Source organism: Paenibacillus lupini (assembly GCF_011761355.1).
Classification (GTDB): Bacteria; Bacillota; Bacilli; order Paenibacillales; family Paenibacillaceae; genus Pristimantibacillus; species Pristimantibacillus lupini.
Window position 1 is genome coordinate 139,087 of record NZ_JAASRW010000004.1, and the last position, 14,692, is coordinate 153,778.

The window sequence follows — 14,692 nt, forward strand, 5'->3', positions numbered from 1 at the left end:
ACAACTCCCACCAAATATCACATCACTTACCTCATGTCAGCAATCTCATCAATCTCCTCCACTCATCAAGTTTAACCCCCCTTGAAGTATGGTCATAATGGGAAGGATAGACATTCATCCAGGGGGTTGCTTACTTATGTCTCGGAAAAATCGTTCAAGCTCCAATGACAACAATAAGATGCCCGAGTACGCTGATATCCCCATAGATCCTACGGTTGAACTTAATTTACATCGACTGAAGCATGATCTTGGCGGCAGCGACGATCTGATAATGCGGGAAATTCGTTATGATGGCATGAGGTTTGCATCTGCAGCGGTTGTGTATATAGACGGGCTGTCTAATGCGATGGCTATTAATCAATATATTTATGATGTATTGGACTATTCTTTATCTCATCATCATGCGGAAAACCCCTCTTCTGTTGATGCCGCTGGTCTTGCGAAAAAGCTGATAAGCGGGATGGGGGCAATCAGCAACGTATCGGAGATGGCCACTCTTTATAAGAACCTGTTGTCAGGCCAAGCCATTATATTGCTTGCGGGACAAAAGATCGCATATTGTGCGGATATCCGCGAATGGAAGGGCCGTGACGTCACGGAGTCGACGAACCAGACTTCTATTCGTGGACCCCGGGAAAGCTTCACCGAGACGCTCCGTACCAATACTTCGCTGATCAGACGTAAAATAAAAGATCCAAGACTTTGGCTTGAGACGGTTACGATAGGCCAAGTCACAAAAACAGATGTGACCTTGATGTATCTGAACGGAGTAGTCAAGCCTTCAGTTCTTCAAGCAGTCCGCTCGAGGCTTAGCAAGATCGAGATCGATGGTATTCTAGACAGCGGATATATCGAAGAGCTGATTGAGGATGGCAGATGGTCTCTGTTTCCTACGGTCTTTAATACAGAACTCCCGGACAATGTTGCAGGTCAACTGCTCGAAGGGAGAGTAGCTATTCTGGTGGAGGGGACGCCTAACGTCTTAATTGTGCCCACACAGCTTGTAGCCTTTTTCCAATCAACTGAAGATTATTACCAGAGAACGTTCTATGCGAGCTTACTTCGGATTCTCCGGTTTGGGAGCGTCTTTATTTCATTGCTGTTCCCATCTCTATATATCGCGATTACAACCTTTCACCGTGATATGCTTCCGGCCTCACTGCTTATTTCACTGGCTGCCCAACGGGAAGGCGTACCGTTCCCGGCATTTATTGAAGCGCTCATTATGGAGATTACGTTCGAGATATTAAGGGAGGCAGGCCTGCGTATGCCACGTGCGATCGGGCAGGCGGTATCCGTTGTTGGTACGCTTGTAATCGGTCAAGCGGCGGTGGAAGCAGGCATCGTATCTGCAGCGATGGTTATTGTCGTATCCATTACCGCGATTTCGACTTTTACGGTTCCGGCATATAGCATGTCGATACCGATACGTATACTGCGTTTTGTTTTCATGGTGGTGGCGGCAAGCTTTGGCCTGTTTGGGATCATTATGGGCTTCTTTGTCCTCTTGCTCCATCTATGTGCTTTGCGTTCCTTCGGAGAGCCGTTTATGGCTCCGCTGTCGCCATACAAAAAAACGGATATGCAGGACACCTTGTTCCGTTTGCCAAGATGGCTCGTGTTCAAAAGGCCGGATACCTCTCTCGAAGCCGAAACGAGCAGAATCCGCAAGAGTTAAGGAGGCACCATCATGTTCTATAAATTTGCCATATCAATGCTGTGCCTCCTGATGCTGACAGGCTGCTGGAGCAGAAGGGAGCTGAACGAGCTTCTGATAGTGCTGGGGATTGGGGTAGATTGGAAGGATGGACATTATCTTGTTTCGTACCAGGTTGTAAACCCAAGCGAGATCTCCAATCAGCAAAAAAGAGGGGATCGTCCGCCGAGCACTCTTTTTCAGGGAAGAGGAAGAACGTTGTTTGAGGCCGCCAGATCGGTTACCACCGAAGCACCGCGCAAGGTGTATTTAGGGCATTTGCAAATGTATGTGATCGGTGAGGAAGCAGCAAGAAGAGGCATTAACGAGTTAATAGACGTCTCCGCCCGCGATAATGAAACACGGCTGGATTTCAATATTATCATCGCAAAAGGAAGCAAAGCGGAGGATGTTCTGAAGCTGTATACGCCGCTGGAGAAGCTGCCGAGCTACAGCATGCAGCAGTCGCTGCAGAACTCCGAGAAGAATTGGGCGCCAACGATTGCCGTGACGTTGGATGAGGTCATAAATAAGCTCTCTTCGCAAGGAAGCGAGCTTGCTTTGACCGGTATACGGATCATTGGCAGCCCTGAAGAAGGACAAACAAAGCAAAACATAGAGAAATTTATGCCGCCGAGCCGATTCCGCTATTCGGGTATTGCAGCATTCAAGAATGATAGGCTCATTGGCTGGCTAAACGAAAGGGAGAGCAGGGGCTATACCGATATTACGAATAATCTGGATAGTACTACGATCGCTGTACCATGCGGGGAACAGCGATATTTAGGAGTAGAGGTGACTTCTTCGGATTCAAAAATCAAAACAAAGGTTGTAGACGGAAAACCGGAGGTGCAAGTTGACATCCGGACAGAAGGAAATGTCGTCGAGAGAACATGTGAGGATGTTGACTTATCCAAGCCTGAAACGATCGAGGAATTAGAGGTTAAAACGAAACAAATTATTCAATCTAATATTGAATCTGCCGTTGCACGGGCCAAGGGGATGAAGTCGGATATTTTTGGCTTTGGCACCCAGATGGAGAAAGAGCATCCTGCTTTCTGGAGCCAGGTCAAGGATCAATGGAGCGATGAATATTTTCCGGTGATTAAGGTTGATTACAAGATCCAGATGTTTATCCGGAATACCGGCACGGTAATGAATAGCACGATCAGATAAGGAAAGGGGAGCAGCAAGAGATGGCATCCGTATTAGCGGTTCTGGCTCTAGCGGCGGGCATCTTCTGGCTGGAAGCGCCTGGTCTTATCCGCCGGAAGCAATTCCGCGAGCTAGTTATATTCCTTGTGCTTCTTTTGGCGGGAAGTACATTGTATAGTGCTCTGATGCTTCAAGTGAAGCTCCCCAATCCTTTTATGCTTGTCAAATGGATGTACGAATGGACTGGGGGGGCAACAATGTAAAGGGAAAGGGGGAAGTCAGGTATGCAGATTTATAAGAATAGTAAAATATCGATCAGGCAGTTTTGCATCCTTATCATGATCGGAACGGTTGGCGATTCAATCCTTATTATGCCTACTATTACGGCGGTCTCCTCCAAGCAGGATGCCTGGCTGTCCATGCTGCTTGCCTTTATTGGCGGGCTTGCCACAGGCGGATTGTTCGCGGCTATTGCCAATAAGCTTCAGCGGGTAAGCTTATATGAAGCGATCCGGCAAAGGCTGGGCGTATGGTTCGGGGGCTTCTTTTTTCTTCTCTTTCTATTTGCCTCGTTTATGTGTTGTTTGACCTTGCTCAGCGAGATGAGCCAATTTATGACGATGCAATTGATGCCGGAGACTCCTGTTACGGCAATCATTTTGTTTTTTTTAACGGTCGTTATCATTGCTTACCGGTATGGGATCGAAGCTTATGCAAGAATGGGCGAGCTGCTGTTTCCGGTCTTTATGGGACTGTTTGTGATGCTTGTTGTCTTCCTGTTGCCCCAAGTGGAGTGGACGAATGTTAAACCAATTATGACGAAGGGTATCCTTCCGATTATGTCCGGGGCACTGCCTGCTTATTGTACGGGGTTCGTTGAAATGGTTGTGCTGCTTATGCTTGTTCCGTATGTTGCAGGCAACAGCAAGCTGACGAAACCGATTCTGACGGGCTTTGCAGTAGGGGGCATGGTCCTATTCCTGATTGTACTCCTCTGTGTCTTTGTACTCGGGCCAAGCCTGATGGAGACCAAATATTATCCAACCTTTGTTCTCGCCCAGAAAATTATGATCGGTCATTTTCTTGAACGAATAGAGGCGGTCATGGCCTTTTTATGGATTATTACGGTATTTTACAAAACCGTGCTTCATTTTTTCACCATTACGACGGGCCTTGCGCAAGTATTTCAACTGCAGGAGAGCAAGATGCTGACCATTCCTCTTGGCATGATTTTGCTGGTTGGAACGGTTGTAGGTACACCCAATATCGTCATTTACAACAAGATCCTGATTGAGTATTATCCGTGGTTTGATCTAACCTTTTTCCTTGTGCTGCCGCTCATTATTCTGTGTCTCTTGCTGGCATTCAAGCCGAAACAGCAGAAGAAGCAGCAGCAACAGCGGGAGCAGCAACAGCAGCAACAACAAAATTAGGCGAAATTTTTTCCAAAAAACTCTTGTTCTTGGCGCGTGAGCATGTTAATATGGGTCTATAAATAATAAAACATGAAATATGAAATATTATAGAGGTGACCCTAATGGCACGCTACAATTCCGAAGAAGAAGTTCTCGCCAATTACGATCCGAAGAAATATCGGACACCAGATGGCTATACAAGTGATATTGCCGTATTCACAATCATTAGCGAGCCGATCGCTCCAAATAAACCGCCGAAGAGGATACTTAAGCTGATGCTGATTCGCCGGGCCCAGCTTGATGGTGAAGGAAACCCGAATATTGAAGGTGGGAAATGGGCGCTGCCAGGAGGGTTTATCGATCCTGAAGAAATTGCCTACGAAGCAGCAAAGCGTGAGTTATCGGAGGAGACAGGTGTTGAGGGCATTCACATTCAACACTACGGTGTCTACGATAAGCTTGGCCGGGATAAGCGAGGCTGGATTATATCCAACGCCCATTACGCCATTGTCCCGGAAGATTATCTGGAGAAACGCAAAGCAGCAGATGATGCTGAGGATGTTGCCTTGTTCACGATCGAGGAGCTCAAGGAGCTGAATCTGGCCTTTGACCACCGTGAAGTTATCCAGGATGCGTACCAAATTATTCGGCAGCATATGCTGCTCTCTACGGTTGCACGCAACTTCCTGCCGCAAGAATTTACGTTAAGTGAATTGCAAAGTGTGCTCCTGACTGTCACGGACAGCCCGAAGGTTGCGAAATATTCGACGTTCCGCAATCGTGCAGAGAGACTCCCGTTCATCGAAGTTGTGAAGACAGATGGCGAGACAAAAACTACATCAAGAAACTCCAAGCGGCCATCAAATTTGTATCGGTTCAAAGAGGGTGAACCACTGGAGTCCATCTACTTCTAAGGGTATTGTCACATTACCTGTTCTTTTTAGAAATAATATTTCATAAATCATGAAATAAGGAATATGGGGAGAGAATTTGAGATGACGACAAATAATCTGATCATTACTCCGTTTGAGCGGCTGTTCCAAGTGCAGGAGATTGGCGGTAAAAGCTCCATTACCATTAATGAAGTACTGGCTCAAGCGGCTGAAGAGCAGTTTACACCAGCAAGCGAAGATATCGATCGGAACCTGCTGCTGGTCATCGATCAGCAGAACAGCTTCATCGAAGGCGGGGATTTAGGCGTACCTGGCTCAGTACAAGACACTGCTCGAATTGGAAAATTTATGTATCAAAATTTGCATAAAATCACACAAATAGCGTTGACGAAGGATGTTCATACACCGCTGCAAATTTTCCATCCTTGCTGGTGGAAGGACCGAGATGGGCAGCATCCGAGGCCTGTTGAGACGGTCATAACAGTCGAGTCAGTTATAAGTGGAGAGTGGACGCCCGTCTTCTCGCCGGAAGAGAGCCTAGCTTATCTTCATGAGCTGAAGCGTGGTGGGAAGCGGGAGCTCCGAATTTGGCCTTATCATTGCCTTGAAGGAACAAACGGCGTGGAATTCGAGAGCCAATTCATGAATCTTGTCTACTTCCATACTGGAGTTAGAAGAAGCACACCGGTTATTTTGGCGAAAGGGCAGGATCCTTTAAGCGAGATGTACGGAGCATTCTATCGGGAGGATGGCGTAGCAAGTGAAGCCAATCGAGCTTTCCTCGATGGAATGCTGGCATACAGCAACATATATATTGCAGGTCAAGCGTTATCGCACTGCGTACTCGATACTTTGAAGCATATCCTGGAGCATCATGCGGCGAACCGGACTTTTACGAGCAGCATTCATCTGCTTATAGATTGCTCGAGCCCGATTCCGGGCACTGAACAGCTGACGGAAGCTGCAATTAAAGAGTTAGTTAATCAATATGGCATTCAGCTTGTGGAAGCAGAAGGCCTGAACATATAACAAAGCGGAGGTAATGGGAGATGGAGAACATGAAGGTTACTACAAAGCAGTATACGGACGACAGCCTCGCGCTGCATACCGATCTATACCAGGTTAATATGGTGGAGACATACTGGGCAGAGGGGATGAGTGAGCGGAAAGCGGTGTTTGAACTCTTTTTCCGCAAGCTGCCTTTCGGAAATGGTTATGCCATATTCGCTGGACTGCAGAAAATTATTGAATATGTGCAGAGCTTTGAATTCTCGGCGTCCGATATCGCTTATTTGAAGGATGAGCTTGGTTATGAGGAGGATTTCCTAGAGTACCTTGGGAAGCTTCGCTTCAACGGTAAAATAACCGCAATGCGTGAAGGGGAGCTCGTATTTGGTAATGAAGCGATTCTTCGTGTGGAAGGAACGCTGGCGGAAGCTCAGTTTATTGAGACTGCGCTGCTCAACATCGTTAATTACCAGACCTTAATTGCAACAAAAGCATCGAGAATCCGCAATGTGATAGGAGAAGATGCGCCGCTTCTCGAGTTCGGAACACGTCGTGCCCATGAGATGGACGCTGCACTGTGGGGATCGCGGGCTGCGATTATTGGCGGCTGCGATGCGACATCCAATGTACGCTGCGGCAAGCTGTTTGGCGCGAAAGTGTCGGGTACCCATGCACATGCCATGGTGCAGGCGATGCTGGATGAATATGAAGCTTTTCTCCGGTATGCGAGACGCCAGAAGCAGATGAACCGCAAATGTGTGTTCTTAATTGATACGTACGATACGCTTAAATCGGGAATTCATAACGCCATTCGAGTTGTGCAGGAGCTTGATATTAAAGACTTGTTCGAAGGTGTTCGGCTTGATTCAGGCGATCTCGCTTATCTGTCGAAGGAAGTCCGCAAGCTGCTTGATAAAGCGGGCTTCAAGCAGACGAGAATCTACGCGTCGAATGATCTAGATGAATATACGATTATGAATCTTCAGTCGCAAGGGGCTGTTATTGATGCATGGGGAATTGGTACAAAGCTTATTACCGCGTATGATCAGCCGGCGTTAGGTGCAGTCTATAAAATTGTGGCGATTGAAGATGAAACTGGAAATATGGTCGATACGATCAAAATTTCGGGTAATCCAGAGAAAGTGACAACACCAGGCGTTAAGAAGCTGTACCGGATTATTAATCTGGTGAATCAACGTTCGGAGGGCGATTATATCGCACTGGAGGACGAGAAGCCGCAGGAGGAAGGACGTCTGAAGATGTTCCATCCTGTCTACACTTATATCAGCAAATTCGTGACGAATTATGAGGCGAGGGAGCTTCATGCGGATATTTTCGTAGATGGCAAGCTGGTCTACGAGCTGCCGCAGCTGTACGAGGTGCAGGCTTATGCGAAGGGGAATCTGGGACTTCTGTGGGACGAATACAAGCGTAATCAGAATCCGGAGGCTTATCCGGTTGATCTAAGCCAGCGCTGCTGGGATAACAAGATGAACCTCATTCATGCGATGAAGGAGAAGGCGGAAGGAGTGGCAAAAGCCCAATGACAGTGAGCAAAGACCCGCGTAAAATCGGCATTTACGGCTCATCGTTTGACCCCATTACGAATGTACATTTATGGACAGCATCGACAGTGGCACATCGTAAAAGCTTGGATCTCGTTATTTTTCTTCCTTCCTCAAGCATGAGGCATGACAAGAAGACAAGTACATCCGATGAGCATCGGGTAAACATGATTAACCTCGCGATTGGTGACAATCTGAAGTTCGTTATGGATCCGTATGAGCTGCACGTACTAGCTGGCATGCAGTATACGTTCCATACGATGCGGCATTTTCGTGAGAAATACCCGGAGGATGAGCTCTATTTTATTATGGGAGCCGACCTTCTGGTCGATATTTCGGAGGGCAAATGGTCGCATGAGAAAGAATTGATAGAGGAAAATAAGTTTATCATAATGGCACGTAATGGCATTGATATGACGGAAGCGATATCCCGTTCGCCATTGCTCCGTAATCATGATGATGGCCGTTTCCAACTAATGAGCAAAGGGCTAGCGATGGAGATCAGCTCGACCTATATCCGGGATGAGTTCGGACGAGGCGGGGAGCCAAGATATTTGCTGCCGGATGCTTGTTATGACTATATTAAGAAGAATGGCTTGTACCGCAATTAACCAAAAATGAAGGAGGCGCATGGTGATGACCTTGCAGCAGCAGATTATTGATAAATTGGGTGTAAAGGCGCAAATTGATGCGCAGGAAGAGATTCGGAAAACAATTAATTTCATTAAAGACTACATGGTATTCGCGAGAAAAGCAGCGCTTGTTCTGGGTATTTCGGGAGGACAGGATTCGACACTTGCCGGCAAGCTTTGCCAAATGGCCGTCGATGAATTGAACGATGAATCGGGAGAAAAGACCTACCGATTTATCCCTGTCCGCTTGCCTTATGGCAATCAAAAGGATGAACAGGATGCGCAGGATGCGATTGCTTTTATTGGTGCGGATGGCTTTATTACGATCAATATTAAAGCAGCAGTAGATGCGGGAATGGCGGAATATGAAGCACGGACAGGGAAGAAATTAAGCGACTTTACGAAGGGTAATCGGAAGGCCAGAGAGCGGATGATTGCGCAGTTTGAGATCGCTGCGGAAGAGAATGGACTGGTCATTGGTACAGATCATGCGGCCGAGGCGATTACCGGCTTTTACACGAAATTTGGCGACGGTGCGGCGGATCTGACTCCACTCTACCGATTGAACAAACGGCAAGGAAAACAACTCCTCAAGGAGCTTGGCTGCCCGGAGCATCTCTACCTGAAGACACCTACTGCCGACCTGGAAGAAAATAAGCCGCAGCTCGCTGATGAAGTGGCACTTGGTGTGACCTATGACGATATCGATAACTACTTGGAGGGCAAGGAAATCGCAGAGGAGGATCGTCAAAAGATCGAAAATTGGTACACTCGTACAATTCATAAACGGGAGCAGCCAGTAACGGTATTTGATGATTGGTGGAAGGTTATTGCTGATAAATAAGAGGGTGAAACACGAAGTCTGTCCCAGTAAATGGGGCAGGCTTTTTTGTTAGGAAAAAGGGAATTTAATATATAGTCCATTAATACTAAATGAAAATAATTGTAAGAGATTGTTTTTATTTTCTGAAATATCTGCTATTCTACTGTTGATCTTGATCAGCTAATGGATTGGGGAGTGAATCATTTTGAAACCGGTTACAGTGTATGATATTGCCAAGGAAGCTAATGTATCGGTTGCAACGGTGTCTCGCGTTTTGAACAACACCGCCCCTGTGAAAAAGTCTACGAGAGATCGCATTGTAGAATTGATGAACAAGTACCAGTTTCAACCTAATGCATTAGCTCGAAGTTTGTCGAAGAAGGAAACAGGGATGATCGGCATTATTTTGCCGGACATTACGAATCCTTTCTTTCCGGCTGTACTTGCCGGGCTTGAGCAGGAGGCAAGGAGCAAAGGTTACACGTTCTTTCTATGCGATACGGTGTCGACGAACGGGGATTCGAAGGAGCAATATGAACGTGAATCACAATATCTCAGCCTGCTGATTGAGAAGCAGGTAGACGGTATTGTTATGATTGGCGGACGGATTAATCTAGCGAGGCCTAGCGAAAGCATGGTAACCGAAGTGGTTGATATAAGCAAACGTGTACCAACCCTGCTTATTAACGGTCATTTGCCAGGTCAGAATATCCATTCGATCTGTGTGGATGAACGCGAGGGAGGGGAACTTGCTACGCAGCATCTGATTGACCTTGGTCATAGAGATATTGGATTCATCGGCGGCTACCAGAGCATGGCGAACTCAATCCACCGTGTACAAGGTTTTGTGAAGACGATGGAGAAGAATGGGCTTAAGGTGCGCAAGGAATGGATTCTTGACGGAGGTTTTTCCGTTGAGAAGGGGAAGTTGTTTATGAATCATCTGCTTAGTCTGCCCGAGCGGCCTACTGCGTTATTTTGCGCGAATGATCTCGTAGCCATTGGTGCGCTTAAGTCAGCTTATAATGCTGGTCTTCGTGTGCCGGAAGACTTATCTTTAGTTGGGTTTGATGATGTTCCATATGCGTCGAACAGCATACCCGAGTTAACAACGGTCTCTCTTAAATGCTATGACGTAGGCAAATCTGCAGCCGAACATTTGCATCAGATGATTACGAAAAATAAGGTAAGCAGGAAGACCAAGATCAGGCCGGAACTTGTCATAAGAGAGTCGACAGCCCCTCCAAAAGGACTAAATTGAAGTTCTAGAAAAATATTTCAAAAAACTAATTGACAACGCTTTCAATTGTGATTTATTATCAAGGTGTCAAGTAATCCACTGTCCGAACAAAAAATGAAACCCGTTTCAATGTAACCGGCTATCATCATATTTTCCCAAAGAATGCACGTGAGAATACCGTAATCAAAAACAATTATTGTTTTGTCGGATCTAATGTGTATTTTATTTTAACTAAAAATGAAACGGGTTTCATGAAACGGGATACATAGCAATAGATCGGGGGTTATCTCATGAGCTTAGATACACAGGCAATATCGGCTGTTCAATTCGAAGCTAGTGCAGTACGCATACATGGAGAGCCAAAGTTCTTACTTAGCGCATCGCTCTTTTATTTCCGAATTCCAAGGTTGCTTTGGAAGGAAAGAATGGAACAGTTGAAGGCTTATGGCTACAACAGTATCGATGTATATTTCCCTTGGAACTACCACGAGCTGAAAGAAGGCGAATGGGATTTCGCAGAAGAGCGGGATGTTGAAGCTTTCTTGTCCGCTGCAAGCGACGCAGGACTTTGGGTAATCGCTAGACCGGGACCATACATTTGCTCGGAGTGGGATGGCGGCGCACTGCCAGCGTACCTGCAAGCTCAAGGAATTGAGATTCGCCAGAATGATCCAGTGTTTCTCAGTCGAGTAGCCGCTTGGTTCGACCGCATTATGCCTCTTCTAAAAGCTTATCAAGCCGGCGAAGGCGGAACCGTAATAGCGGTTCAACTCGATAATGAACTGGACTTCTACGATTGCAAGGATCCAAAAGGTTATATTGGCGCCTTACGTGATTTGACCCTAAGCCATGGCATTACAGTTCCGCTGTTCGCATGTGCTGGTCAAGGAGGTTTGTTGCAGGCAGCTGGAATCGCCGAAGGTGTTGCTCCAACCTGTAACTTTTACCCGGATAACCGTGATCCTGAATTCGAGCAGAAAGTTCTTCATTATGGAGGAATCATGGAGGAGCTGGGGTATCCGCTGCTCGTTACGGAGACGAACCGAGCGCATTACCTGCTTCGCCGCTTGATGGGATGTGGTGCCAAGCTTCTTGGTCCTTACCTTCAGGTATCAGGCACGGACTTCGGATTCACGAATGCGACGAATAACTGGGGTAAGCCGCTTGCTTTCATGACATCCGATTATGACTTCGGAGGAATGATTTCGCCGGAAGGACATATTCGGGCCGAAGCTTATGAGGGAAGGCTGCTTGGCCAACTGATTGAGACTTATGGAATAAAGCTTGCTGAGGCAAAAGCAGTTGGAGCAGTTGGAGAGCTTCGCGAGAACATCGCTGGCCCTTATGCATTGGAACTGAAGGACGGCGGAAAGTTGTTGTTCTTCACCAATCTGGATGACCAGGATAAAGAGATCACTCTTGATGATGTTGGCACCTTTACCCTACGTGGTGGACGATCACTTGCATTACCAATGCAGCTTCCGCTCACAAGTTGGGGAATGGAAGGAAAGCTTGAGCAATCGACGGCCGAACTGTACTTCGCAAAATCTGCTGGAGGCAAGCTGAGTCTAGCATTCCATACAGAGGGTGCAGGACAAATTCAGCTAAGTATTGAGGCAGATGAGTTTGAGTCAGAGGGTTGTTTTGTTGAGCAGCAGGACGGCAGACTGATTATCAGCTTCAATGGTGAAACAGATGCGGTATGCCGCGTGAAAGATCATACAGGAAGTCTTCTGACGGTAGTCATACAAGATAGATCTAAAGCGCTTTATATGGTTGAAATGGATGAAGAAGGATTAATGGTCATTGATTCACTGGAGAACAATCTGGTGAAGGAAGAGCAAGCAGTTACAAACTGGCTGCTTAGCAGCATTGATGCAGCAGAGCCCATGACATCTACAGAGGCCCGGCAGTCTATCGAGCATGCTTCATACTTGGAGCAAAACGGGATTTATAGAGGTTACGCATGGTATGAGGCGTCGGTTCCACCGCATAGTGAGAACGAAGTGCAAGGGATACTCATTAAAAACGGCAGTGATGTCCTATCGCTTTATGCGGATGGTACCTACCTAGGGACAATCGTACCGGGCGGCAGCAGCAGCTACCTTCCATTAACGGGAGGGCTGGAGCAAGGAAAGCTGCTTGCACGGACTGAGATATGGGGCCACTCGAACTTTGATGATTCCAGATTGCCAGGCTTACGGCTCCATGCAATGAAAGGGCTTACAGGAATGTCGCTTGTAACGAAGCAGCATGATCTCAGCCGCAATTGGAGTGTGTACCGGGCAACGGATCGCATCCTGCGAGAGGAGCTCACGGCCGAAGTCGACCGGAAGTTATGGCCGGTTGTGAACTTAGGCGGTTGGTTATCACCAGATCATCCGGCATTTGAATATTACCGGAAGAGCTTTATTCCGGGAGACAAAGCAAACAGCTGGACGCTTTATTTTGAAGGAATGCAATCGACGGCTCAAGTTTATGTAGACGGTAAATTCGCAGGAGATGTTAATCCGTTTGATCCTTATCTTGATCTGTCACCGTACCTAACGGCTGGACAGACGGCGGAACTTGCGATTTTCCTTGAGAGAGTTATCGGTCTTCCTCCAGGAAGAAGAGCGATCATGTACGAAGGTATTCAAGCATCGAATTGGACCATCAGTGGAGCAGAAGAGCCAGAGCTTCTGGCACATGCCGAAGCAACACGGACACAGGGACTTGAGGTCGAGCTGCCGCTGCAACTAGAGCCGGGTCAAACAGCTTGGCTGCATGGAGCGGTATCGAATTCAGAGAGCGGTGCCGGCTGGCGTGCAAATGTTTCAGGCTCAGGCCTTAAGCTGACCGTGTTTTTCGAAGGACATCTTGTTGGACGGACTTGGACACCTTCCCAGGAAGGACGGCCAGTCTTAACCGGAGGCGATCCGCATTCCGTATATCTGCCAGGTGTATGGTTCGATAAGAAGGAAGGCGAGATTGCAATCTTATTGGAAGCAGTCGATCAAGCTGGACCTTGCAAGCTGGAAGCGATAACACTTCAACCGGTGTAGTCAGAATTAATGCTTACGAAGTAAGAATCGCTACAAATGGCCAAGATTGGCCATTTGTGTAGCAATTCTTTTGGATGATGCTTACGAAGTAAGAATTTCCAAGTTCGGAAATTCTTTAGTCAATGCTTACGAAGTAAGAATCGCTACAAATGGCCAAAGATTGGCCATTTGTGTAGCAATTCTTTTGGATGATGCTTACGAAGTAAGAATTTCCAAGTTCGGAAATTCTTTTGAGGAGGGACTCAAATGGAAAAGGTTTTACAACCAGCTGTCCAGGCTAAGCCGATTAAGGAAAGCTCCGGCAGGATGAAACGATTTTGGAACAATAAAACACTGCTCCTAATGTGTTTGCCGGCAATTGCATTTTTCATCGTCTTTGCCTATCTGCCGATGCCAGGCGTGTACCTCGCCTTCATTCAGTACAATTATGCCGATGGTATTTTCAAAAGCCCGTTTGTTGCCTTTGATAACTTCCGCTTCCTTGTCATGAACGGCGATTTGTGGCGGTTGACCTTTAATACCGTAGCTTATAACCTTGCCTTTATCCTGCTGGGGAATGTGCTGCAAATATTCGTAGCTATCCTGCTTAACGAGCTGCGCCGTAAATGGTTTAAGAAAGTAGCTCAAACCTTATTGTTCCTGCCGCATTTTATCTCAGCGGTACTGATCGGTCTGATTGCTTACAACATTCTCAGTTATGATTACGGTCTGCTGAACCATATCCTTGCATCTATTGGCATGGATCCAGTGAAGGTCTACTCCAATACTCACGTATGGCCGTTCATTATCGTAATCACCTACCTTTGGCAGACAACAGGTTATGGCTCTATCGTATACTTCGCTGCCATTATGGGTCTTGATAGTGAGATTATTGAGGCTTCTGAAATCGATGGTGCAAACGCTTTCCAACGGATTGTTTACATCGTTATTCCATGGCTTAAGCCAACTTTCATCATCTTGCTGCTCTTCTCGCTTGGCGGCATTATGAAAGGGAACTTCGGTTTGTTCTACAACTTGGTTGGAGCAAACAATACGGCACTATACGCATCGACTGATATTATTGAAACTTATGTATTCCGTTCACTTATGACGAACTTCAACTTCTCTATCGGTAGTGCAGTAAGCTTATATCAATCGGTGTTTGGCTTCGTTATTGTTATAACGGCCAACTGGCTCGTTAAGAAGACGTCACCAGAAAACTCGTTATTCTAGGGGGGTGCT

12 protein-coding genes are annotated in these 14,692 nt (G+C 46.8%); all 12 read left to right on the forward strand.

Translation table 11 applies throughout. The annotated features are described in order from the left end of the window. The first annotated feature begins 136 nt into the window (after positions 1 to 136). The 12 genes from FHS17_RS14065 to FHS17_RS14120 all read left to right on the forward strand — a co-directional run bounded on the left by FHS17_RS14065 (position 137) and on the right by FHS17_RS14120 (position 14,683). Positions 137 to 1,678 (forward strand): spore germination protein, encoded by a 1,542-nt coding sequence (locus FHS17_RS14065; protein WP_167279050.1) that lies wholly within the window; start codon positions 137 to 139, stop codon positions 1,676 to 1,678. Positions 1,679 to 1,690: 12 nt separating this feature from the next. Next, positions 1,691 to 2,872 (forward strand): Ger(x)C family spore germination protein, encoded by a 1,182-nt coding sequence (locus FHS17_RS14070; protein WP_167279051.1) that lies wholly within the window; start codon positions 1,691 to 1,693, stop codon positions 2,870 to 2,872. Between the two features lie 20 nt (positions 2,873 to 2,892). Then, the gene (locus tag FHS17_RS14075; RefSeq protein WP_167279052.1) at positions 2,893 to 3,114 is read left to right on the forward strand and encodes a hypothetical protein; all 222 of its coding nucleotides are present in this window, start codon (positions 2,893 to 2,895) and stop codon (positions 3,112 to 3,114) included. A gap of 21 nt (positions 3,115 to 3,135) precedes the next feature. Next, a complete protein-coding gene (locus tag FHS17_RS14080) occupies positions 3,136 to 4,284 on the forward strand; it encodes a GerAB/ArcD/ProY family transporter (RefSeq protein ID WP_167279053.1) in 1,149 nt (382 codons plus the stop codon). Between the two features lie 104 nt (positions 4,285 to 4,388). Beyond that, complete coding sequence (locus tag FHS17_RS14085) at positions 4,389 to 5,180, forward strand: NUDIX hydrolase (RefSeq protein WP_167279054.1); 792 nt, start codon at positions 4,389 to 4,391, stop codon at positions 5,178 to 5,180. A gap of 81 nt (positions 5,181 to 5,261) precedes the next feature. Then, positions 5,262 to 6,188 carry a cysteine hydrolase family protein gene (locus FHS17_RS14090; protein ID WP_167279055.1) on the forward strand — a complete coding sequence of 309 codons (927 nt, stop codon included), beginning with the start codon at positions 5,262 to 5,264 and terminating at the stop codon, positions 6,186 to 6,188. A 29-nt stretch (positions 6,189 to 6,217) separates the two neighbouring features. Further along, positions 6,218 to 7,714, forward strand: a complete 1,497-nt coding sequence (locus tag FHS17_RS14095) for a nicotinate phosphoribosyltransferase (protein WP_167279056.1) — start codon at positions 6,218 to 6,220, stop codon at positions 7,712 to 7,714. Beyond that, positions 7,711 to 8,343, forward strand: a complete 633-nt coding sequence (nadD, locus tag FHS17_RS14100) for a nicotinate-nucleotide adenylyltransferase (protein ID WP_167279057.1) — start codon at positions 7,711 to 7,713, stop codon at positions 8,341 to 8,343. Before FHS17_RS14095 ends, nadD begins: the two co-directional genes overlap by 4 nt. Positions 8,344 to 8,368: 25 nt before the next feature. Then, entirely contained in the window at positions 8,369 to 9,208 is an 840-nt protein-coding gene (gene nadE / locus FHS17_RS14105; RefSeq protein ID WP_167279058.1) for an ammonia-dependent NAD(+) synthetase, read from the forward strand. A 184-nt stretch (positions 9,209 to 9,392) separates the two neighbouring features. Further along, entirely contained in the window at positions 9,393 to 10,448 is a 1,056-nt protein-coding gene (locus FHS17_RS14110) for a LacI family DNA-binding transcriptional regulator (RefSeq protein WP_167279059.1), read from the forward strand. A gap of 269 nt (positions 10,449 to 10,717) precedes the next feature. Next, entirely contained in the window at positions 10,718 to 13,471 is a 2,754-nt protein-coding gene (locus FHS17_RS14115; protein WP_167279060.1) for a beta-galactosidase, read from the forward strand. A 306-nt stretch (positions 13,472 to 13,777) separates the two neighbouring features. Further along, the gene (locus tag FHS17_RS14120) at positions 13,778 to 14,683 is read left to right on the forward strand and encodes an ABC transporter permease (protein WP_415639825.1); all 906 of its coding nucleotides are present in this window, start codon (positions 13,778 to 13,780) and stop codon (positions 14,681 to 14,683) included. The last annotated feature ends 9 nt before the right edge of the window (positions 14,684 to 14,692 follow it).